The organism is Arcticibacterium sp. (assembly GCF_055134445.1).
The window spans coordinates 18,131-39,349 of record NZ_JBSRVI010000093.1 but is presented as its reverse complement, the minus strand read 5'-3'; the positions used below and the strand labels follow the sequence as shown (position 1 = coordinate 39,349).

General features: G+C 37.6%; 20 protein-coding genes. 6 read left to right on the top strand and 14 right to left on the bottom strand.

Features of this window, described 5'->3' with window-relative positions:
* Positions 1-4 precede the first annotated feature (4 nt).
* The 12 genes from yjjX to ACTBZY_RS12450 all read right to left on the bottom strand — a co-directional run bounded on the left by yjjX (position 5) and on the right by ACTBZY_RS12450 (position 15,821).
* Positions 5-529, bottom strand: coding sequence for an inosine/xanthosine triphosphatase (gene yjjX / locus ACTBZY_RS12505; protein ID WP_463046668.1), 525 nt, complete (start codon positions 527-529; stop codon positions 5-7).
* Entirely contained in the window at positions 526-1,218 is a 693-nt protein-coding gene (locus ACTBZY_RS12500) for a 2-C-methyl-D-erythritol 4-phosphate cytidylyltransferase (protein ID WP_463046667.1), read from the bottom strand. Before ACTBZY_RS12500 ends, yjjX begins: the two co-directional genes overlap by 4 nt.
* Before the next feature lie 62 nt (positions 1,219-1,280).
* Entirely contained in the window at positions 1,281-2,333 is a 1,053-nt protein-coding gene (gene queA, locus ACTBZY_RS12495) for a tRNA preQ1(34) S-adenosylmethionine ribosyltransferase-isomerase QueA (protein ID WP_463046666.1), read from the bottom strand.
* Between the two features lie 153 nt (positions 2,334-2,486).
* Positions 2,487-3,269, bottom strand: a complete 783-nt coding sequence (locus tag ACTBZY_RS12490) for a PhzF family phenazine biosynthesis protein (RefSeq protein ID WP_463046665.1) — start codon at positions 3,267-3,269, stop codon at positions 2,487-2,489.
* Positions 3,266-3,985, bottom strand: coding sequence for a gliding motility-associated ABC transporter permease subunit GldF (gene gldF, locus ACTBZY_RS12485; protein ID WP_463046664.1), 720 nt, complete (start codon positions 3,983-3,985; stop codon positions 3,266-3,268). The genes ACTBZY_RS12490 and gldF overlap by 4 nt, the downstream gene beginning before the upstream one ends.
* A 3-nt stretch (positions 3,986-3,988) precedes the next feature.
* Positions 3,989-4,501 carry a DUF4199 domain-containing protein gene (locus ACTBZY_RS12480; protein ID WP_463046663.1) on the bottom strand — a complete coding sequence of 171 codons (513 nt, stop codon included), beginning with the start codon at positions 4,499-4,501 and terminating at the stop codon, positions 3,989-3,991.
* A 20-nt stretch (positions 4,502-4,521) separates the two neighbouring features.
* Positions 4,522-5,040: a DUF4199 domain-containing protein gene (locus ACTBZY_RS12475; protein ID WP_463046662.1), complete on the bottom strand. Its 519-nt coding sequence runs from the start codon at positions 5,038-5,040 to the stop codon at positions 4,522-4,524.
* A gap of 11 nt (positions 5,041-5,051) precedes the next feature.
* Entirely contained in the window at positions 5,052-6,323 is a 1,272-nt protein-coding gene (locus ACTBZY_RS12470) for a dihydroorotase (protein ID WP_463046661.1), read from the bottom strand.
* A 36-nt stretch (positions 6,324-6,359) separates the two neighbouring features.
* Positions 6,360-6,743: a glycine cleavage system protein GcvH gene (gcvH, locus tag ACTBZY_RS12465; protein ID WP_463046660.1), complete on the bottom strand. Its 384-nt coding sequence runs from the start codon at positions 6,741-6,743 to the stop codon at positions 6,360-6,362.
* A 215-nt stretch (positions 6,744-6,958) separates the two neighbouring features.
* On the bottom strand, positions 6,959-14,431 hold the full coding sequence (gene sov, locus ACTBZY_RS12460; protein ID WP_463046659.1) for a T9SS outer membrane translocon Sov/SprA: 7,473 nt from the start codon (positions 14,429-14,431) through the stop codon (positions 6,959-6,961).
* A 34-nt stretch (positions 14,432-14,465) separates the two neighbouring features.
* Positions 14,466-15,059 carry a Holliday junction branch migration protein RuvA gene (gene ruvA, locus ACTBZY_RS12455; protein ID WP_463046658.1) on the bottom strand — a complete coding sequence of 198 codons (594 nt, stop codon included), beginning with the start codon at positions 15,057-15,059 and terminating at the stop codon, positions 14,466-14,468.
* A gap of 51 nt (positions 15,060-15,110) precedes the next feature.
* The gene (locus ACTBZY_RS12450) at positions 15,111-15,821 is read right to left on the bottom strand and encodes a rhodanese-like domain-containing protein (protein WP_463046657.1); all 711 of its coding nucleotides are present in this window, start codon (positions 15,819-15,821) and stop codon (positions 15,111-15,113) included.
* A 158-nt stretch (positions 15,822-15,979) separates the two neighbouring features.
* Between ACTBZY_RS12450 and eno the strand changes: the two genes are divergently transcribed.
* Entirely contained in the window at positions 15,980-17,263 is a 1,284-nt protein-coding gene (eno, locus tag ACTBZY_RS12445; RefSeq protein WP_463046656.1) for a phosphopyruvate hydratase, read from the top strand.
* Between the two features lie 370 nt (positions 17,264-17,633).
* Here eno and ACTBZY_RS12440 read toward each other — a convergent pair whose 3' ends face one another.
* Complete coding sequence (locus ACTBZY_RS12440) at positions 17,634-17,993, bottom strand: hypothetical protein (RefSeq protein WP_463046655.1); 360 nt, start codon at positions 17,991-17,993, stop codon at positions 17,634-17,636.
* 245 nt (positions 17,994-18,238) lie between these two features.
* Here ACTBZY_RS12440 and ACTBZY_RS12435 point away from each other — a divergent pair, with 245 nt between their 5' ends.
* From ACTBZY_RS12435 to ACTBZY_RS12415, 5 genes are all read left to right on the top strand, one after another.
* Complete coding sequence (locus tag ACTBZY_RS12435; RefSeq protein ID WP_463046654.1) at positions 18,239-18,472, top strand: hypothetical protein; 234 nt, start codon at positions 18,239-18,241, stop codon at positions 18,470-18,472.
* A 1-nt stretch (position 18,473) separates the two neighbouring features.
* The gene (locus tag ACTBZY_RS12430; RefSeq protein ID WP_463046653.1) at positions 18,474-18,752 is read left to right on the top strand and encodes a type II toxin-antitoxin system YafQ family toxin; all 279 of its coding nucleotides are present in this window, start codon (positions 18,474-18,476) and stop codon (positions 18,750-18,752) included.
* 206 nt (positions 18,753-18,958) lie between these two features.
* Complete coding sequence (locus ACTBZY_RS12425) at positions 18,959-19,282, top strand: FtsB family cell division protein (protein WP_463046652.1); 324 nt, start codon at positions 18,959-18,961, stop codon at positions 19,280-19,282.
* Positions 19,283-19,403: 121 nt separating this feature from the next.
* Positions 19,404-19,922, top strand: coding sequence for a low molecular weight protein-tyrosine-phosphatase (locus tag ACTBZY_RS12420; protein ID WP_463046651.1), 519 nt, complete (start codon positions 19,404-19,406; stop codon positions 19,920-19,922).
* The gene (locus ACTBZY_RS12415; RefSeq protein WP_463046650.1) at positions 19,919-20,455 is read left to right on the top strand and encodes a hypothetical protein; all 537 of its coding nucleotides are present in this window, start codon (positions 19,919-19,921) and stop codon (positions 20,453-20,455) included. The genes ACTBZY_RS12420 and ACTBZY_RS12415 overlap by 4 nt, the downstream gene beginning before the upstream one ends.
* Here ACTBZY_RS12415 and ppgK read toward each other — a convergent pair.
* Positions 20,421-21,170 (bottom strand): polyphosphate--glucose phosphotransferase, encoded by a 750-nt coding sequence (ppgK, locus tag ACTBZY_RS12410; RefSeq protein WP_463046649.1) that lies wholly within the window; start codon positions 21,168-21,170, stop codon positions 20,421-20,423. The two genes, ACTBZY_RS12415 and ppgK, sit on opposite strands and share 35 nt — an antisense overlap.
* Positions 21,171-21,219: the final 49 nt, after the last annotated feature.

The following is a 21,219-nucleotide window of genomic DNA, read 5'->3' as shown; positions in this document are numbered from 1 at the left end:
TCGCTCAATATAGTTCAGGCTTTTTGAAAGGAATTAAGGCGAAGATTACCGCGGGAATATAGAAGTTTTCTCTGTCAATAAGATTATCTGTTAATAGACCAGAGCTGCCCATTTTCTGCTTACTATTCTGGATACCATGTACTAGCTCATCGGCCTTGCCCAACTCATGCCCCTCATTTATCAGTTTTATGATTCTTTTAGGCAGAAAGAAACCTGCGGTTCTGGCTTTACCAAGGGTTTCCTTAGATAAAACAACAATCCATGCCATTACCTCCATTTCTTCGTTATGTCTAATATTTCCACCTTCTAAGCCTACCCAGTAATCGGCGTCTGGTCTTTCTTTTCTTGCGGCATTGGCTCTATTATAGGCTCCTTGATAGGTTTCGTCAGTACCCATAGGCTGGTCTGGGACACCAGAGGGTATAGCAAAGTCTTCAAAAGAAAAGTCTTTTTCAGGAAATGCGAGTTGAAAACCTTTTTGAGTGGCAGATATTTTAACGGGATTTTTGGAGGCAACGATGACTTTCATTTTTTCATTAATACCTCTGCTACTGAAAGGTCTTCTTGAGTTGTGATTTTAATATTTCTATAGTCGCCCTCTATAAGATTTACCACATGTCCTGCATTTTCAAAAACGGAGGCGTCGTCTGTGAAATATGCTTTTTCTCCATCAGCGTAAGCTTCTTTAATGAGTTTTAAATCAAATGTTTGCGGAGTTTGTATGAGTCGTAAATTATTTCTATCTACTATTTCTGACGAAGTATTGTTTCCTACTGACCTTACAGAGTCCTTAACGGGGACGACAAGGATTGCGGATTTAAATTTGGCGGCCTGCTCAAAAGAAGTCATAATGTTTTCCACTCTAATGAGCGGCCTTACACCATCATGAATCGCTACTAAACCTTCCGTTTCTTCAATGGCTTTTAATCCATTGTTTACAGACTGAAATCTTGTTTCACCGCCAATCACACTTTTGATCCGACCGATATTCACAGCTTGTTTTAGCAGTTTATTGCTATCAATAATATCTTCCCAAAAACATATATCTTTTTCTGGAAGTACTACGATGATGGTATTTTCTGGAATTTTAAGAAACTTCTCAATGGTATGCGAAAGAATTGGCTTGTTAAACAATGGAAGGAATTGTTTGGCGATAACGCTATTCATTCGGCTTCCAGAGCCTCCTGCTACTATTATTGAATACTTGGATGTGTTCATGTTAGGCATAAAAAAATAGCCTACTTTAAAGGTAGGCTATCAAATATAAAAAGAAAATCTTCTTAAAGAATTAACATCACGTCTCCATAAGTAAAGAATTTATATTCTTCTTTTATGGCTTCTTGATAAGCCGATGTAATTAAGTCATAACCACCAAAAGCACAAGCCGACATCAATACGATAGATTGTGGTAAATGGAAGTTAGTTAATAAGGCATTACCAATTTTAAATTCATAAGGAGGAAAAATGAATTTATCCGTCCATGCATTATCAATTGGATTAAGTCTGTCTTTCGAAGACACAGACGACTCTAAGCTTTTTAATGACGTGCTACCAATAGCACAAACTCGCTTATTCGTATTCAGTGCATTGTTTACGATATCACAGGTGGCAGCGGAAATAGCAAAATTTTCAGAGTCTGTTTTATGTTTGGTTAAATCCTCTACATCTACACCTCTAAAAGTACCTATACCAATATGTAAAGTAATAGGGCAGAAGGTAACACCTTCAATCTCCATTCTTCTCATAACGTTTTTGGTAAAGTGCATACCAGCGGTAGGGGCTGAGATAGCACCTTCTTCTTCAGCAAAGATGGTTTGGAAACGCTCTCTGTCTAATTCCGTAACGTCTCTGTTAATCACTTCCTTAGGTATTGGAGTTTCGCCTAATTCGTGAATGGTTTGCATCATTTCTTCGTGGTCTCCATCAAATAAGAATCGGATAGTACGACCTCTAGAAGTAGTGTTATCAATAACTTCCGCGACAAGATCACTTTCACCAAAATATAATTTATTTCCAACACGGATTTTTCTAGCAGGATCAACCAAAACATCCCATAGTCTCATTTCCCTGTTTAACTCACGAAGAAGAAAAACTTCAATTTTTGCTCCGGTTTTTTCTTTAGAACCATAAAGTCTGGCAGGGAAAACTTTGGTGTTATTGGTCACCATTACATCGCCATCAACAAAATAGTCTACGATGTCTTTGAATTTCTTATGTTCTATTTTGCCACTATCTCTATGAACAACCATCATTCTGGCACCATCTCGATCTTCTCCTGGGTGCATTGCAATTAAGTTTTGGGGAAGATCAAATTTAAATTGAGAAAGTTTCATATTAGATTTTTGAGATTGTCATCTTTATAAATAATCCAATTTTGGGATTCCAAAACCGATACTGTCTTAGTAAACAGCGTGCAAAGGTACGATATCGGAATAGCGGTTGTCAAGCAAAACAAGATATTTAAATAAATTAAATAAAAAAGTTTTTTAAATATAAATTTCCCCTTTGAGGTAGGAGACGGCTTCACCGCTAATTATAACCCTTGGATGCTGGTATTCGCAGGATAATTCGCCTTTTCTACTGGATAGCTGTTCGGCTATTAAAGTGTTCTTATTGAGTTTTTTAGCCCAGTAAGGGATAAGTTTTGTGTGTGCAGAACCAGTTACGGGGTCTTCGTCAATACCAGCGGCGGGAGCAAAAAAACGACTCACAAAATCGACCTTTGTACCCGGAGAGGTACAGATAATTCCTCGGCTTTTAATCCTTTTTATGGCAGAGAAGTTTGGGGATAATGCCTTAATGTCTTCCTCGGATTGGTAAACAAACAAGTAATCTTCATTGGCTTTATAGGTTTCTGTAGGTTTTATGTTAAAACCCTCCACCAAACCCATAGGCATTTCTGATAAAACAATATCAGTGGCAGGGAAATCCATACACAGAAAACGGCCTTTTTGGGTAACTTCTAGAAGCCCGCTTTTCGATAGGAATTTTATTGCATTTTGACTAAAGTCCAAGTTATTGAAAATAACATGTGCGGACGCTAAAGTCGCATGTCCGCAAAGATCCACTTCGGTGACTGGCGTAAACCATCGGATATGAAAATGTTCTCCCTCTCTTACAAAGAAAGCCGTTTCAGAAAGGTTGTTTTCTGCGGCTATGGTTTGCATTAATTCGTCGGAAAGCCATTTATCTAGCGGTATGATGGCCGCAGGATTCCCACCAAATAATTTAGAAGTAAAAGCATCTACTTGATAGATATCCAAGGTCATTTTTTCCTTAGATTAATGGAGGTCAAATAAATCATTAAAATAGCTAGAGATGCTAAATAAATAACATTCCTGGAATCTATTACCCCTCTTCCTAAAGAAGCGTAATGAAACTGCATGCTTATAAAGTCTATGAAATACTGGGTAGTTCCTCTAAATAATTGAGAAAGCTGGTGTATGCCATCATAAAGAAAATAACACACAAAGGCCCCAATAATAAAGGCAATAACCTGATTGTCTGTGAAAGAAGAAATAGCAATGCCAATGGCTGTAAAAACCCCAGAAAGAAGAAGGAGTCCAAAGTAAGAACCCATCACTGCTCCTGTGTCTATATTGCCCTGTGGGCTGCCTAAACTGGAAATGGAAAAGTAATAAACAAATGTAGGCAAAATAGCCAATGAAATAAGAAACCAAGCGGCCAAAAACTTACCTAAAACAATATCAAGTTTACTCAGGGGCTTGGTCATTAAAAATTCGATAGTACCTGTTTTGAATTCTTCTGAGAAAGAACGCATGGTTATGGCAGGAACCAGAATAATTAAAATTAACGGAGTGAGGTTAAAAAAAGAACCCATTTCGGCATAGCCATAATCCAAAATGTTGGATTCTGGGAAAACCCATAAAATAAGACCCGTAAAGACCAAAAAAAGCACAATGACTATGTACGCAATTAGCGAATTAAGATAACCATTGAGCTCCTTGCTGAAAATTGATAGCATAAATTAAAAAGCGGGTTTGTTTTTCTTTAGGATACCAGCCACAATAAGTGAGATGATGAAGGCTACAAATATGCTTCCCAGAAGACCCATAAGGAACATCATCCCTCCACCAGAAAACTTTTCCGTAATTTGCATAGCTTGGTCTATTTGAGCTTCGGCCATGCCAGATTCTTCCATTTTTTCTATTTGATAATCTCTGATTTGTCCCATGAACGTAGGATCAATGATAGTGGTATAAATCATACCCCAAAGAGAGCTTAAAAGAGCAGAAATAGCTCCTGTAAGTAGTCCAAGACTTAAGCCTTCGCCAAAAGTCATAAAGCCAGTGTTGGCATCACGATACTCTTTCATGGCAAGATATAAGAAAAGGGCTAAAGGGATAATGGAAAGCATAGATGCTCCGGTGCTTTTCCACATTCCTGTAATATTAATGATTGTGCTTAGAATGATAGTAGCTAAAGCACAAATAACGCCCCATTTTAGGGCAATAGGAGCTGAAGAAGGTTTTTGTTCCATATGTGTTACGGGTTTAGTGTTTAAGAAATGGCGTCTCCTTGTTTTCTTAAAGCCATAGAAATAAGCATAATGGCTACAATTGAAAACTGTTTAAACATCAAATCATCTAGAATTATTTGATATGGCTTGGCATTATCCAAAGATTCTAATTGCAATTTAAAACTTTCTTCATTTAAAAATTTACTTACAGATTCTTTCTGATCAATTAGAAATGACTTTCCCTCTATGATCCAATTTTGAAAAGGGACAGGATCTACAAATTTCACAAAAATGTAAATAGTAAATCCAGAAACGAAGGCAGCAATGAGGTTGGTTAAAAAGCCAATAGAGAAGCCTTCGTAAAAGTGTAAATAACCACCGTTCCGACTCTTATAGATATAGATGGCTAAGAATATGATAAGGATATTAATGACAATATCAGGCCTTCTGTTTGATAATGGATTGCTATCCCCGGAGTAAAGCATCAGGAAAAATAGAAAACAAAGCACACCAGCTATGGAGCCAAAAATTAAACTAAAGAGATAAACTTTTTTATTCAATTTGTTGATTATTAATATAATTTGGAGAAACCCTTATGGAAAGTGGCATATATTTTACCTGACAATTCCTTTCCGATAAATGGAGAGTTTTTAGAATTTGATACAATGTCTGCGACACCGAATGTAAAGGTTTCGGTGGGATTAAATACCGTTATGTTGGCCAGCTCTCCTTCTTTTAGTTCTGGTAAAGGTCTTTTTAAGAGGGTTCTAGGCTTGTCTGTTAAGCAGGCAATTATCGTTTCCAGTGTTTGTTCAGAGTGCGTTATAGCTGCTGCAAAAGCCGTTTGAAGGCCAATAACACCAAAGTCTGCTAGATCAAACTCCATATTTTTATGTTCCTCGTCTAATGGATTATGGTCCGAAACGATGGCGTCTATGGTGCCATCTGCCAATCCTTTTTGCAAGGCTTTTATGTCTTTTTTAGACCTGAACGGTGGGCTTACCTTTAAGTTGGTATCAAAACTAACCAAATCTTCATCTGTAAAAGCCAGTTGGTGTGCCGCAATGTCGCAACTCACAGGAAGTCCATTTTGTTTGGCTTTTCTGATGAGCCTTACCGCGGCGGATGTGGAAATACATGAAAAGTGTAGAAGGGAGTTGTCATGTTTTAAATCTGCATATTCCAGCAATTTTAAATCACGCATAACCATCAGCTCTTCTGCTTCAGATGGGATACCCTTTGTGCCCATCATGGTACTGGTAATGCCTTCATGCATTTGACCAAAGGCTGCCAGCGTATGCTCCTCTGCTCTATTCATCAATAGGGCTTTCTTAGGATACAGATACTGCAAGGTTTTGTATAGGATATCCGAATTCCAGAGCGATTTAGAGCCATCAGTAAAAGCGGTGGCACCGGCTGCTAACAAATCCCACATTTCTGTAAAATCTTCTCCTTTAATATCTTTAGTTACCGCAGGTGCAGGAATTAAATCAGTTAGAGAATTGGCAGAAAAGTGCTGAAAAAAACGGATAGACTCCTTACTTTGAATAATGGGGGAGGTATTTGGCATAACCGTAACCTCTGTAAAGCCACCTCTGGCAGCAGCGTCAGAAAGACTCTCGAGACTTTCCATGGACTCATGACCCGGTTCCTTACTAAAGGCCCTCATGTCCATAAATCCTGCTGAAACATAGAGGCCTTTGGCGTCTATTGTGTTCGTAACTTTGGTACTTATATCACCTATTTCTTTGATGACACCTTTATCAATCAGAATATCGACTACTTTTTGATGGTAGACGGAATTTGGAGCTATTACTTTGGCTTTCTTGATTAAAACCTTCATACTATTTCAAAAAAAAAGCCCTTGAGGGCTTCCTATTTATTGACCAATTAATTCTTTATATGCCTCACTATCCAGTAAGCCATCTAAGTCAGAGACGTTTTTAAGTTCCATCTTTATTATCCAGCCGTCACCGTATGGGTCTTCATTTACTTTTTCTGGTTCATCGTTTAATATATCGTTGAACGCTAAAATTTTTCCGTCTGCAGGAAGGAAAAGGTCTGACACCGTTTTTACAGCTTCAATGGTTCCGAAAACTTCTTCAGCAGCCAGTTCTTCGTCTACCGTTTCTACTTCCACAAAAACGATGTCGCCAAGTTCTCCTTGTGCAAACTCCGTAATTCCAATAATAGCGACGTTGCCATCTTCTATTTTAATCCATTCGTGGTCTTTCGTGTACTTTAATTCTGAAGGGAACTCCATATAATTTTGTTTTGGATGAATTTTCGTGCCGCAATTTACGCCAATTCCTGTTTTGAGCAAAGCAGTTTAAGTACTTATGTTTTCCACCTTTCTTTAAAGGCTATCTTATGGCTTTTTAAAGTCCAACCAAAGGAAGCCTTTTGTGCCTTAGCCATTAAGTCTGTGGAATGATAAACCTATCTCATTGAGAGTTTAGCATCCCCATCATTTCGTTCTTAATCTGCTAGGTTAAATTTCATATTCAGTCCACCGACACTTCTTCTGGTTTCGAAAGAAAGAGAGGTGAAAGGCTTATTGACAAATCTTTCAAAATAGAAGCCCATGCTCAGTTTCTTATTAAACTGATATTGCACTTGAGGTTTTATTTGAAGATTATAGTTTCCTTGTATTGGCACGGCATCTCCGTCTAGTCTTCTTTGAAGAGAAGTAATATCTCTTATGGTGACGTCAAAACGGAAATTGAGGTCATTGGTTAAAATGATATTATTTCCATCACGCCCTCTAAATGGTAATTTAACGTTGTTCTTTTTGAACCCAAAACCAAGCACCACGTCATTAGAATTATATTCTGCCACCTGAGCGTTTGAAAGGTTTAGAGCAGCTCTTCTTTCTTTATTGAAATCTATTCTTCCACTAATTTTCGCTTTGGTGGTAAACTGTATACCAATTAATGGCGAGAAACGCTCTTCCATTGTGACGCTACTCATTATGAAAATAGGGGAGAAGATACTATATGCTATGCCATCCAAAGAAAGCTGCGGTCCAAGTTGATATCCTAACCTGTAATCATTCTGACTTAAATTTACGTCGTAAGGATTTGTATATAAAAGAGAGCTGGTGAAGTTACCGACACTATAAGTGGAAGAATAGCTATGGCTCAAGGTCACATTGGTGAATAACTTATTAAATATTGGTAGTTTTTCCAATCCACCATAATCTACACGCCAGTTTGGTAATGGAAACTGTAAAAATGGATTGAATGTTTTTTGACCTTTTTTACTCACTTTGTTAAAAAGATTATCCAAGTCTTTACCACTGTACGCTGCGAAAAAGGCAGGGATTAATACATCTTGACTATTAAGAGCAAAAGTTTGATTCTCACCTGAACCGTTTATGGCATTCAATCTATCCACAACGTCAAAACGGTATTCTTTCATTTTTTCAAAGATTTCGTACCTGTAATTCTCTTCTGGTTTTTTGCTCATCTTTTTGAAACTGGTTTTGAAAGACCAGAAAGACATACTAAACGTTCCGTTTCTAAACGGATTTTGACTTTCGAAAGCTCCGCCAGTTTCTGATGGTTTGTACAACTCTTGGTAAGAATCTCCTTTGCTATAGTTTCCTCTAATCTGCATTCTAAAACCTTTAAACGGCTCTAGGTTGGTACTGAAGTCAAATTTCTTCTGACGCGTCTGCGTAAAAGGGTCATTTCTGATAAGACTTTTCGAGAGCCATTCATTAGTTGCCGCAGTCATATGAATATCCCTAGCTTGACTTCCTAATAAGGCGAATGGTAGACCCGGTGCATTTGAGCCTTTGGCTAAGCCCATCAAATTTGGTGTCAGTAAGAAGCCAGGTAAAATAGTGGTTTCCTGAATGGAGTAATTAAAGTTAATTCCTCTAACAGTCATTAATAAGCGGGTAAAAGTCTTCAGGAAATCAGAGGTTGGTAATATCACTTCTTCATCATCTCCAGGAGCTCTCGTAAATCGTTCCTTAGCCTGATTAGGCGAGTTGGCAAACTTCAGATACTTGAGTTTATTATAAAGCTTTACTAAATCTATTCGTCCTTGAATAGCTAGCTCTCTTCCATTTTCTAAGAAGTTACCGAACTCAACACCGTTTTCGTCCGTAAAACTTTGTCCTGTCGCATAATCGTAAGAGTTTGCTCTGTAATTATAATCTGTGCTAAATCTACTGTCCGCATTAATCCAATCTAAAAAGAAGAATTTATCAAGAGGTAGTTTATAAGTAAGCTGTAGACCCTGCGTATAATTCTTGGCTCGGCCAAACGAGGTGATTCCTTTCCAAATGCTTTCTTCTTCCTCGCCATATGGCTCGTCTATGATGGAATTCATTTGAGCATTATAGGTCAGAGATATGGATTTGGTCAAATCCCACTGCACATCGTAATATCTGTTGGTTAAGAAATATTTGATATAGTTGGGGTCAGAACCTGGTAGAACCTCATTCGGGTTAGTGGTTTGTTCTGCAGTTCTGTACTGTGTCCTTGTAAAGCTTCTATTGAAATCTGTACGGAATGCCACAAAACTAGGAATAGGGGAGAAGTTCAGGGCTTTAATCCAAGAGTATCTCGGCTTACTCAGATTTTCTTTGTCTTTAAAAGGCTCCCACAAAGTAGTTCTTGGCTGAAACTGATATGATAAACCACCTCTGGTCTGTTCAGCAGTATAATCTTGTATCAGGATGTTACTTCTATTGATACTGTTCTGAGCATAAGAGAAAGTGAAATTCTCAATGTCGTAAATATGATTTTTGGCGTTTGGGTCAGTTTTGATTTTTCTAACATTGGCCAGGTTAAAGCCTTTATTAACATTACGGTCGATTACCAAGTTTCTATAAGCATCCTGTTCTGCTTTAGTATCAAATCTAGCCAAGGCATTTTCAAGGACGATATCAGGGTCTAGAGGATTAAAGTGAGGTACCACTTCTTGGATATCATAATTTAAAAAAAGCGGTATGCTTAAACCCCAGTTTTGAGGAAAAAATCTGTCTAGTTCTAAAGTAGAAGCTATTCCGAATCCTTGAGAGGTTTCTCTAGAACGACTAGAAATTCTATCTTGAACACCACCGAAACCATAGGTATTTAGGTTTGCACTTAAAGAGATGGTTCCTATATCTGCCAGTTTTATGTCTGCGGCTAATACTGCGGCCTCACCCTTAGTGTCGTCAAATCCATTGGCTCTTAATTCGTCCATCCAAACGGTGAATTTAGCTGGCATGGTGTTTCCACCTTTAGGATTACTAATCCCAAGCATGGTTACCAATACATTACTAAGGTCGGGATTTCCAATGACTGTTATTTTATAGGTTCGGTCTATCATTTCTCCGTTTTCTGGCAATCCAGTCACGGTAATAATTTTAGAATAAGGTTTATCTACGGCAACAGAATCCTGACCTAATCTACTGTTTCTTTCGACTTTTAAAGCTCTTAATTCATCGAGTGGAATGTCAAATTCATTTTCTGCAGGCCAAATTTCGGTATCAATTAAGCTTCCTTTAGGCGTGTTTTTTAGATTTTCAATCTCAACTTCGTAATAGTTTGTTTTGCTATCGGTCCCTAACCTCATGAAGGCACCAGAGTAGTTATCCTCATTCAAATCATTTTCGGTATGTACAAACATCTGAAGCCTTTTGTACATGTTAAGATCTAAATCGGTGTTTTTGAAAATGGCTCTCTTATCGCCATCTTTTAAAGACTCTACGGCTAAACTAACAGATTGCTCATTAAATTGACGGAAGATTTGCTGCGAGAAGTCTCTGTCTCTCGTAAAACCTGGAGGTACTACGTATGGCGTTTGACCGTCTTTTATATTACAGTCTCCATCTTCTGTACAGCCATTTTCTTCTATAGAAACAGTACTTACCTTGAATCCTGTAGTATTACTATTAGGCTCTGGTACATTCACAAAACTGTTATTATTCAAATCTTCTGAGTATGTACGATATTGATTGGCGACCAACTGCATGGTTGCAAAACGAAGAACCACGGGCTGCTTCCATTGAGACATCACCATACGCATAAATCGGATAGACTTAAAGCCGGTAATACCACCTACTGGAGTTGCTTTGGTGGTGTCGGCTCTCAAAGGAACTCTAAATAGGTACCAGTCGGCATTTCCAGATGATATCTTATCTATGATATAGCCATTACCAACTTCTAAAGCATCATTGGTTAACGGAATGTCATAATTATAATAACTCTCTACATCGTTAATGGTGTTATCTTGGTTAATGTCTTCTTTATCTGCCGTTGCAGATGAGGCAGGTGTTAAAACGTCTGTATCATTAATGGGAGGAGAGTTGTTTTCCATTCCCAAATAATCTTTGAAACGCTCTACTATAAATTGGTTGGTAGTAAAATCAGCATCCAAAAAGAACTTAAAGTCATCACCAGAGGGGTCCTTTAAGATCCTATCTAACGCATCTTGATTTGAAACCGTACCTTTTACTTTTTCTAAATATGCCTTTATGTGTTGAAATTCTTGTTCTTCTTTATTACTAAGTCCATCTAGACCAGTATCTTGCTTTCTAGTCGTATCTGAAGAGTTATCAAATGCATCTGTTACAAACTGAACTTTTGGGGCTTTTCCCCAGTTTGTAATGTCTGGTGGTGAGGCTGTGTTTTCAAAAGTTGGAATTCCATTTTCAAAATTAAAACGGCTATCTGGAATCACATCTTCTGAGACATCGCCTAGTTGAATACTTAAAACACCTCCTGTGGTATTTGTGGTACCATCCTTTTGCCTTCCATCTCTCACCGCATCTTGGAATGGATTGAGTAGCCAAAATTCCAAATATTCCACATTTGAATTGTCAAAATCGGCATCGAAGGTGATACCACGCATCACCGCCCCAAAATTATTTTCAGGGTTTTGTAAATATCCGTTAGATGTAAGGTTTGGGTTATAGTTATACATCCCTCTTTCTTCAGGGAAGTAGGAAACGTCAAGGATAGCAGAAGGAAGGTTTTGTCCTAAAACAGCCCTAGATCTTCCAGGGAAAATATCCTGAATTTGAAAAGAGCGTTCGTAAAGGTTATTTTGAGCTGCTGCGGTGACCTCTTCAGGAACAATTCCGTTACCAGCACCAAAATTAGAAGTAACGTAAGTGGACGTTTCAATGGTATATACCGACATTTTGGCCCTATTATAATTATAGCCATAAATAGGAACGGTGTTGTCTTTGAATTTATCAGGTGTAGAGCCTAATCTCCATTTTCTGGGTTGACGGGTTAAATCGTTGATGTTTCTGGCCGCCTCAAAGTCGTCAATCATGGCGTTACCATTGATTTTCTTGTTGTTGACACCCGGGATTAGCTGTGCAAACTCAGCACTTAAAAGTATAGCAGAAGGTTCTTTGGTTTGAATAAGTGGTAGCTTATCTAAAAGTCTCGTTAAACCATTTCCTTCTTTTTTATAATTAATGTCAAAGCCCCAAAGGGTGTTGTTCACAGGTTCGTTTCCAATAGCCGTTCGGGTTAAGAAACCTGGCGTATTTTCTTTCAGATCCATTAAAGTGGCTCCCAGTCTTAGTGATTTACTCACCGTGTAGTCCATTCTAATACCGAAAAGTCTTCTTATCTGAGCTTGGAAAAGGTCAGGGCGTTCATAATCTATTCTTATAGACCTTCCGGATGCCAGAATGCTGGGGTTGGTTATCCTAATAATACCAATTTGGGCATCCACCATATAGTCTGTTCCTTGCTGAAGTTCTGTTCCACCAGAGTATACCCTTACAGAGGCACCAGAAGCACCCAGTGGTAGAGGTATTTCTGTGCTGTTACTTTGTACAGAACCATTGATGAAGAATTTGTTCTTGGTATTAACCTGCTGAGCATCGGTAATGGTTTTGTTGTATAGCTCACTAAAGACATATTTTAGTTTTAATCTTTCTTCTTCTTGGTCAAATTTGGTTTCCAAATAAGCACCGAATGGCTCTAATACAGGGAAGACGATGGTACCTCTATTCTCGTTTATAGTGACGCCTTCTACATAATCGAAGTTTCCGTCGAACTGTTGGTCGTTATTGTAATTTAATTTATCTAGACCGAATACAGCGATAAGTGGTTTGTTTTTTAGATTATTGCCCTCCTGAAGGTTTGGTGTATCCATACCGGTGGCGTCATCCTTATAAACTATCCTTAACTGAAATCCTTCACGATTAATCTGACCTTGAGAAAGCGAATAAACGTTTTTCATCATCAAGTCCCACATAGGATGGCTCAGCTTATTCCTGATGGTAGAAGATTTTAGAAGCTTCATCATAATAACTTCGTCTTCATTTCTGATGGAGTAGTCTTCTGTCATTTCTCCTACTTTATAGCTTTTACCCCTATAAGTATATTCATAAGAAACCGCAAGTATTTCGTCGTTTCTCAATGGGGTCAATAAGGAGATATAACCCAGCTGGGTATTAATATCAAACTCTCGGTCGGTCAACCTTTTTGCTCCCATTAAAATTTCAAAGTCAATGCCTTTGTTTAAGCTTTTAGCTTCAAGTGCATTATTTGTGTTGTCTATTTGACGGAAATCGTTACCCTCTGTTTTAAGAAGAGCACCTAGAGAGTTCGCTTCATTTGCTGCAACTTTTATAGCTGGATTTGGAACAGCAGCAACAGCATTATAAGGATTTACCTCTCCAAGGTCTGTTACGCCCACCAAGTTTCGCATGCTGCTCACATTATTGGTTCTGTTAGTCACATAAACCTCTACTCTGGTAATGATAACCCCAGAAGTTATCATCGGAAGGCTTTTTAAACTACCCTCGTATTGGTCTCTAAAAAACTGAGATAAGAAGAAGTGTCTATTTTCATCGTATTCATCAGATCTTATTTCAAAAGGTCTGCTTCTGGCTCCACCACTTATTAAAATGGACTCCGTTCTTGAACGCTGTTGAGCCACCACGGTAGATACATTTAACTTACCGAATCTTAATCCGGCTTTAACACCAAAAAGGTTTTCAACCCCTGGTATCAATTGGCTGTTTACAGGGAAACTAACATTTCCGGCTTCCAATGATTGTAGAATATCTTCTGGGTCAGATTTGAAATTAAGTTTAAACTGGTTTTCAAAGTTAAAAGCAGACTTCGTATCAAAGTTTCCCAGAATCCCCATTTTCTCTTTATAAGGATTTCTGTCTTGTCCACCCAAAGCACCGCTGCCTTGAGCTATTTTTTTGAGCTCACTTAGTCCACCGCCTTGTTTACTGTTATTGCCAAATCCACCTTGCCCACCTTGAAGTTCTCCTTCACCGCTGTTGGCATTATTATTAAAGTTGATGGAAATCTGTTGGTCAAAATCAAAAATGGGTCTTTTCCGAAGGTAGATTGGTGTTTCTGGATTATTTAAAAATTGACTTCCAGCCCTTAAGTCTATAGAAATGAAACCGTTAGGTTTGAATTCAGGTACTTTTCCTCCAAAAATTTTATCTATTAATGGAGATTTTTGAAGCAGGGGAGAAAGTCCTCTACCACTCGTATTACTGTTTCCATCTTGAAGTCTTTCATAATCCCTTAAAATACTCTTTCGTACCATAGCATTCTGAATACTCGAGTATTCATTGAAACTCATAGAAGTTGGTATTTTGGCGGTGATGTCTTCGCCTATTTTTTCATCTATGTTGATATTGTCGTCTTCAGGTAGGTATAGGACGTTAGTGTGCAAAGACGAGGGATAAAGGTTAAATAAAGGAGACTTAGGAAGGTCAAAGTTAAATCTGTTTAAGTAACTATCTTTCCACCTAAAGCCCGGTTTAGTGCTCGTTTTATGAATGCTTGTGTCCGCCACGGCAGGGCTCCTGTTAATCTGCTGCGAAAAAGCAGAATTAGCTAAAGCTATAAATGCAAAGGAAGTAATTAAAATTCTAAAGTATAAAGTAAAGTTATTTAGCATACAGAAATGGTCAGCCTGCTGGGTATTGTGTTTTAACGTCGAAAATCTTGCCATTATTCTTTCAAAACACGACTTTCAACACCGTTTTTTATCTAAGGGCTAATTTTATCAATTCTTCCAAGGTAACATCTCCACCAGTTCTTCTTAGGATGATATCAATATTTTTCTCAGCAGCTGCTTTAGGAATACCTAAAGTAACCAATGCTGAAAGAGCCTCGCTTCTCATCGTTAGGTTTTGAGAACCAAAAACAGAAGGATTTACACCTGTGGCCACAAGTTCTTTCTTCAGTTTATCTTTTAGCTCTATAATAGCCCTTTGTGCCGTTTTAACACCTATGCCTTTTACCCCCTGAATAACAGCCACGTTTTCAGAAACGATGGCTTGAGTAATTTCCTCAGAAGAAAGTGAAGAAAGCATTACAATAGCTATGCTTGGTCCAATTCCAGATACGGAGATTAAATGCTCAAACAGCTCTTTTTCCTCATGCTTATAAAAGCCGAAGAGCGTATGAGAGTCTTCTCTAACAATGAGTAATGTATGCAGTTTGACTAGCTCGTCCGTTTCTTTTAGTGCTCCATACGTTTGTAATGAAATTTTAACGAAATAACCAACGCCTCCAACGTCAATTAAAACATGGGTGGGTTGTTTATGGGCTAGTTTACCGTTTAGGAAAGCAATCATTAATGGCAGTTATTGAGTAAAATACAAATATAAGTAAATTGTGGGGGCAAATTATCGGGTTGTTTTGAAGAGAATAGCTTGAAGATCTTTTTCCGATATAACGCCTTTATATTTCCATGTTTGTTTTCCATTCTGAAAATATATTAATGTAGGGGCTTCGGTAGCATTGAAATGCTCCGCTATTGTCAGTTCCTGCGTTAAATCTAATTTCAATAATTTGATATCATGCTGCATACCCGTATTATTTCTAATGACCACTTCCAAATCTTTACATTCTTTGCAGGTAGGTGAATTTAAGAAAACAAAAACGTTTTGGTTAGACTTAACAATTCGCTCTAAATTTCCCACGGTAAAAGGGGCAATAGGCCTGGTCGTGGTTCTGCTGGAAACATAAGGCTTGCTATTGGCAGTCCATCTTGCAAAACCGCCTTCTAGAAAATAGACCTCTTTAAACCCTAAGTCTTTAAGAAAGACGCTGGCATTTTGAGCTTCTTTCCCAGTAAAGCAATATAAAAACAAAGCTCCGTTTTTATCCAAGTTAGCTTGTGCTGATTCCGTGAAATCATCTGAGAGATAGTCTAATGAAATGGCTCTTTTTATATGTCCTTCATTAAAATCATCCGTAGAACGTAAATCTACAAGCTGAGCATTATTATTTTCTCTTAGGGCCTTTTGGAAGGTAGAAGCGTCCAATGCTTTGATTTCTTGAGAAAACGAAAGCGTAGAGATAAGTAAAAGGGCGAAAACAGATAAATTTTTCATTTTGTTCTATTAAATAATTAATAACAAAGCTCTGGAATTCTTATTATCTAACGAGCATTGTAAAATATTTATTTACTTTGTACCGATTTAGGACGAAAGCTTCTCGCAGTAGAAGGTTTCTTATATAAAATTGTATTTGTTAAAGTAAATTAATAAAAATGAGTCAAATTGTAAGAGTACATGCCAGACAAATTCTGGATTCTAGAGGTAACCCAACTGTTGAGGTTGATGTTTTAACCGAACATGGTTTTCTTGGTCGTGCAGCTGTTCCATCTGGTGCTTCTACTGGTGTTCATGAGGCCGTAGAACTAAGAGATGAGGATGCTAAAGTTTATATGGGTAAAGGTGTTTTGAAAGCAGTAGCTAATGTTAATAATACTATTGCTGAAGAACTATTAGGCTTCAATGTATTCGAGCAAAATGCTATTGATAAATTGATGATTGACCTTGACGGTACTGCAAATAAGGGGAAATTAGGAGCGAACGCAATCTTAGGTGTTTCTTTGGCCGTAGCTAAAGCAGCGGCTCAAGAAGTAGGTTTACCATTATTCCGTTATTTAGGCGGTGTTAATGCCAATACACTTCCTGTACCTATGATGAATATCATCAACGGTGGTTCTCATGCAGATAACTCTATCGATTTTCAGGAGTTTATGGTTATGCCAGCAAAGGCAGACACTTTCTCTGAGTCTTTAAGAATGGGTGTTGAGGTTTTCCATAACCTTAAGAAAGTATTGAGCTCTAAAGGTTACTCTACTAATGTAGGTGACGAAGGAGGATTTGCTCCAAATATTGGTTCAAACGAAGAGGCTATTGAGACCATCTTAACAGCTATTGAAAAAGCAGGTTACAAGCCAGGTGAAGATGTATTCATTGCAATGGATGCTGCTTCTTCTGAGTTTTACGATAAGAAAACTGGTCTTTATACCTTCAAAAAATCTTCTGGTAAGCAATTGACATCTGAAGAGATGGCTGCATACTGGGATAGCTGGGCTGATAAATACCCAATTGTTTCTATTGAAGATGGTATGGACGAAGATGATTGGTCTGGATGGGCTGAGCACACAAGACTTTCTGGAAAGAAAATCCAACTAGTGGGTGACGATTTGTTCGTGACTAACGTTAACCGTCTTTCTAGAGGAATTGAGGAGAATATTGCAAACTCTATCTTAATTAAAGTAAACCAAATTGGTTCTTTAACAGAGACGATCAATGCCGTAAACTTGGCTCATAAGAACCAATATACATCAGTAATGTCTCACCGTTCTGGTGAAACTGAAGATGCTACAATTGCTGATTTAGCCGTAGCTCTTAATACAGGTCAAATCAAAACTGGTTCTGCTTCTCGTTCTGATAGAATGGCGAAATACAACCAATTATTGAGAATTGAGGAAGAATTGGGCGATTCAGCTGTTTTTCCAGGATTGAAGTTTAGAGGATAATTCGTGCCTTCGAGTTCCTCAGGCACCTCTTTTGAGTTGTTAAGGGATTAAGCTTTCGAGGATTCTTAACGGATATCGAAATAATTAGAAAAGCCATCTGAGAAATCAGGTGGCTTTTTTTGTTTACTAGCTTTCAGTAAGGGTAAAACCTTTTAAACCCGGATAATGCGATAGGGAATTGTTTTGAGTTTTAAAGTGCAATAATTCAGACAATTAAAGGAAATTAGCATAGCACCGCAATCGTGATTGAGTTTAAATGGGTGTAGCCTGTGCTGAGCTTAACGAAGTTTACTGAATTGAAGTAATTTAGCTGCAGTCCCGATAATTATCGGGAGATTGCCAAATGCTTAAAGCCTAGCAGGCTTTTTCTTTAGAATTTTACTAACTCCTTTTCCGATTCTGATAACCTACTGTGTAATATGATTTTCATAAGAGCGTTTTTCTCCTCTAAATCTTTTACGATTCGTTTTAGTTCTTGAATTTGCTTTTCTGCTTCGGTTTGACTTACAGATACCACTTTATAAGACCTGTTAGAATAATGGCCAAATATGTCAATAGGGGATAGGTCAGGAAATGCAGCAAAAAACTTTGAAATGTTTTTCGATGGGAACTGACCCTCAAAAATTTTTCCAATTGCAACCGCGGAGATACCAACTTTCTCTGCTATTTGCCTATTGTTCAAATTTGTACTTTTAAGATAATTGATGAGTATATTTATTTCTTTTTTCACAATTAGTAAATTAACCAATGTTTATTTCTCTGAAATTTAGTTAGTAAAGCAAATGTTTTATTCCCTCTCCCAAGAGAATACTATAAATAAAAAAAAGAACAAAGTACTTGCATTTGCATAGCTCCATTTTTTATAACATAGTGTTTATAAGGAAAAAACCTAAGAGCTGGATTCTATTGACATCATTTGTATAACACTTTGATATGGGTTATCTTTGAACAATGTCTAAATAAATGATTAAAGAAATGGCAAGCTCAAAAATTCAAACAGCCTTTAGATTCGATGCCGAAATATTAGAGTTGGTAAAAGAGAAAGCTAAAGCCCAACGAAGAAGCCTTAATAATTATATAGAATTATTGATGCTTAAAGATGTAGGCAATATTCCTAATAAAGAAACGCGTGAAGCCATTGAAGAAGCTATGAGTGGAAGGCAATTAGAAGAAATAGTGGACTTGGATACTTTTATGGACTCCTTATAGGATGTATAATTTAGAGATAACCTCGAAGTTCAAGAAGGACCTTAAAAAGATTAAAGAAAAGCCTGTGGATTTTGAATTGACTCGTCATGTATTAAAAATACTTCAAAATAAAGGAGTCTCAGGAATTCCAGAAAGCATGGTCCCTCATAAACTATCTGGGCAATATCATAAGAATTGGGAATGCCACATAAAACCAGATTTGCTTATAATTTGGTATCAAATTGAAAAACCAAATGTTATAAAGCTTATTAGAATTGGGTCACATTCAGACTTATTTTAATCTACTAATAGTAGTATGTTTTTCTTTATCCTTCTACTTTTTTAGGCAGTGTACCTCCAGTTCCTAAAGAGCTTTAACATAGATTTTCAGGAGAAATATGTCTTTGATTTCATTGAAGATGAAGATAGACTTGAAATTAAATCAGGTGGCTTTACACATTTGTTATTCTTTATGTAAATTTGATTTCCTAATAAAACTTACGTGCAATGAATTTTAATTACAAAGAATTCGTAAAGAATAACAGTTTCTACGTTTACAGCTTTGCTTTTTTTGTGGTTTGGCTAACCTTTTTTGATGGTGCCAATCTCATCACTCAGTTTAAATACTGGCAAAAGCTTAAGGAGTACGAAAATCAGATTGAATATTATGATGAAGAACTCGTGAAAGTTAAGGCCAAAGAGAAGGGCATTCTAAATAATTTAGATGCTTTAGAAAAATATGGCCGAGAGAAATATCTAATGAAGAAAGAGGGCGAGACGGTGTTTGTTTTAGTGGATGGAGAGGGTGAACTGATGGAAGAAGTAGAATAGATATTTGTTTTTTTGATTATGCCATATTTTGACCTTGTCAAGTGTCTTTAAGATTTTACTTGACAAGGTTTTATTTTTTGCGGGTAGATAGGCTTATCTTTAAATATATTAAATTCAAATTATGGTAAAAGTACTTTTTGTGTGTTTGGGGAATATATGTAGGTCACCTTTGGGTGAAGCCTCATTTAGGGAAATTGTTAGGAAAAATGGCCTGTCTGATAAATTTGAAATTGACTCTGCAGGAACCGCTGGTTATCATATTGGTAAAAGCCCAGATAGGAGAACTTTGGAGGTTTTGGAAGCACATGATTTGGCAACTAAACACATTGGAAGGAAACTCTCGGTAGAAGATTTTGACAACTTTGATCATATTGCGGTTATGGACGAGGCCAATTTTGAATTTGTTCATAACATGTATCATAAGTCCAAAGGAACGCCTCCACCTCCAGAAAAGTTATTTTTAATTAGAGACTTTGACCCTGAGGTTAGAGGGGTGCAGGAAGTGCCAGATCCATATTACGAGAACAACGAGGCTTTTGAGGAGGTTTTCAAAATTTTATGGAGAAGTAATGAAGAACTGTTGGTTCATTTAATGGATTTGCATCATATTGAAATGCCTTCTAACGACGAGGAGGAGTGAGCATAAAGGAGACATTACTGAAAGATAGATCTAAGGCCACTTGCGAGAGAATAATGGAATTTATTGGTGATGACCCTCAAAAATGTAAAGAATGGACAGATTGTCTTTTAGTAGATGATTTTGAGCTGAATCAAAAGGCGGCTTGGGTGCTGCATTTTATTACGGATGTTAATCCAACTTTAGTAGACAGTTTTCAAAATAGCTTTTTGGAGAAAATTAAGCATGGTAATCATCATGACGCAGTGCTAAGAGCTATTTTAAGGCATTGGGGAGATTACGGGTTTCCTGAAGCTATAGAAGGGGAGGTCTATGATTTATCGCTTCGATATCTTCAGAATAACTCATCAATAGGCATAAAGGCTCATGCCATGTTTGCGGCTTACCGTGTGGTGGAGCGTTATAAGGAACTGGCACCAGAGCTGAAGATTGTGTTAGAAGAAGCCATTCTTAAATATGGCGAAGAGTCCCCTGCTATAAGAAGCAGGGGTAATAAAATGCTTAAAAAGCTTGATAAAGTTCTTTTGAGGCCATAGCGGCACCAATAATTCCCGCTTCATTCTTAGTTTCTGCCACTACCAAATTTAGCTCATCAGAGAAAAGCGGATAAAGGTCATCCCATCTTTTACTAGCACCACCTCCCACAATAACCAAATCTGGAGAGCACACTCTATCTAAATACTGGAAGTAATAGTTAAGTCTTTCTCCCCAAGCTTCATTACTGAGATTTTTGTTTTTTCTGACAGAATCGGCAGCGTATTTCTCTACTGGAGAATTCTTTTTATAACGTAAATGCCCTAATTCAAAATTTGGGATTAACTGCCCATTATAAAACACCCCAGAACCTATTCCTGTGCCAAGGGTTATGGTTATCACTAAACCTTTCTTGTCTTTACCCGCTCCATAATTCATTTCGGCTAAACCAGCGGCATCTGCGTCATTAATTACTTTGAAATCGTTACCACACACTTCTTTGAAAAGCTTATCGATGTGAACGTTTATCCAGTCTTTATGAAGGTTGCTTTGAGACTTGCATTGTCCGTTTGCTACTATCGTTGGGAAACCTACGCCTACAGGCTCTTTCCAATTAAAGTGTTCTAAGATTTCTTTGACACATTTTGCCATAGCCTCAGGAGTCGCAGGTCTAGGAGTATCTACTCTAAAACGTTCTCCTATCAGTTCGCCAGTTTCCATATCAACAGGTGCACCTTTTATTCCTGATCCTCCAACGTCAATTCCGAATAACTCCATATTTGTTTTATTATTTCTTTAGTTTCTTACGCAATTTAAGATTTTTGAA

What these genes read in the sequence shown, in the direction of transcription:
- yjjX (WP_463046668.1), bottom strand. Translation starts at nt 529, where the DNA reads ATGAAAGTCATCGTTGCCTCCAAAAATCCCGTTAAAATATCTGCCACT.
- ACTBZY_RS12500 (WP_463046667.1), bottom strand. Translation starts at nt 1,218, where the DNA reads ATGAACACATCCAAGTATTCAATAATAGTAGCAGGAGGCTCTGGAAGC.
- queA (WP_463046666.1), bottom strand. Translation starts at nt 2,333, where the DNA reads ATGAAACTTTCTCAATTTAAATTTGATCTTCCCCAAAACTTAATTGCA.
- ACTBZY_RS12490 (WP_463046665.1), bottom strand. Translation starts at nt 3,269, where the DNA reads ATGACCTTGGATATCTATCAAGTAGATGCTTTTACTTCTAAATTATTT.
- gldF (WP_463046664.1), bottom strand. Translation starts at nt 3,985, where the DNA reads ATGCTATCAATTTTCAGCAAGGAGCTCAATGGTTATCTTAATTCGCTA.
- ACTBZY_RS12480 (WP_463046663.1), bottom strand. Translation starts at nt 4,501, where the DNA reads ATGGAACAAAAACCTTCTTCAGCTCCTATTGCCCTAAAATGGGGCGTT.
- ACTBZY_RS12470 (WP_463046661.1), bottom strand. Translation starts at nt 6,323, where the DNA reads ATGAAGGTTTTAATCAAGAAAGCCAAAGTAATAGCTCCAAATTCCGTC.
- gcvH (WP_463046660.1), bottom strand. Translation starts at nt 6,743, where the DNA reads ATGGAGTTCCCTTCAGAATTAAAGTACACGAAAGACCACGAATGGATT.
- sov (WP_463046659.1), bottom strand. Translation starts at nt 14,431, where the DNA reads ATGGCAAGATTTTCGACGTTAAAACACAATACCCAGCAGGCTGACCAT.
- ruvA (WP_463046658.1), bottom strand. Translation starts at nt 15,059, where the DNA reads ATGATTGCTTTCCTAAACGGTAAACTAGCCCATAAACAACCCACCCAT.
- ACTBZY_RS12450 (WP_463046657.1), bottom strand. Translation starts at nt 15,821, where the DNA reads ATGAAAAATTTATCTGTTTTCGCCCTTTTACTTATCTCTACGCTTTCG.
- eno (WP_463046656.1), top strand. Translation starts at nt 15,980, where the DNA reads ATGAGTCAAATTGTAAGAGTACATGCCAGACAAATTCTGGATTCTAGA.
- ACTBZY_RS12435 (WP_463046654.1), top strand. Translation starts at nt 18,239, where the DNA reads ATGGCAAGCTCAAAAATTCAAACAGCCTTTAGATTCGATGCCGAAATA.
- ACTBZY_RS12430 (WP_463046653.1), top strand. Translation starts at nt 18,474, where the DNA reads ATGTATAATTTAGAGATAACCTCGAAGTTCAAGAAGGACCTTAAAAAG.
- ACTBZY_RS12425 (WP_463046652.1), top strand. Translation starts at nt 18,959, where the DNA reads ATGAATTTTAATTACAAAGAATTCGTAAAGAATAACAGTTTCTACGTT.
- ACTBZY_RS12420 (WP_463046651.1), top strand. Translation starts at nt 19,404, where the DNA reads ATGGTAAAAGTACTTTTTGTGTGTTTGGGGAATATATGTAGGTCACCT.
- ppgK (WP_463046649.1), bottom strand. Translation starts at nt 21,170, where the DNA reads ATGGAGTTATTCGGAATTGACGTTGGAGGATCAGGAATAAAAGGTGCA.